Source organism: Citrobacter sp. VF227 (genome assembly GCF_052950715.1).
The window spans coordinates 1-448 of record NZ_JBRFVF010000516.1; the positions used below are offsets into that span (position 1 = coordinate 1).

Genomic DNA, 448 nt, shown 5'->3' on the forward strand with positions numbered 1-448 from the left:
ATGAAACAGATACTGGCCAATAATGAACAAGGCACCGAAAAACACGGTTAATTGCGTGTAGCGTGCCAGGAAAAAAGCCTTAACTTCGTTGAACCAGACGCCCAGCGCGAAGAACACCGTATTCCCCAGGATGAAGCGCGTCATGTTGTTGATCGTCAGTTCCTGCTGGAAGACGAACAGGACCCCGAACAGCACCACGAACGGTAGAAAGTATCGGCGATCGGCTTTCGCATACAGGAACGTGCAGACCAGAAACACTAGGAACAGCGCATAAAGGAACCAGAACTGGGCACGCGGCATCCATAGCAACGAGAACACCTCAGTCAAGGTGACCTGACCATTGGTGTAATTCGACAGGACGACTTCGAACAGCCCTTGCAGCAAGGACCAGACAATGAATGGATAAACGATCGTATCCACCTTGTTGATGATCAGGCCGCCCCTACCC

Annotated in this window: 1 protein-coding gene; it reads right to left on the minus strand. The window is 51.3% G+C overall.

Features of this window, described 5'->3' with window-relative positions; translation table 11 throughout:
* A partial coding sequence (locus ACU8YC_RS27620) for an acyltransferase family protein (RefSeq protein ID WP_446896343.1) occupies window positions 1-448 on the minus strand: 448 nt, incomplete at both ends.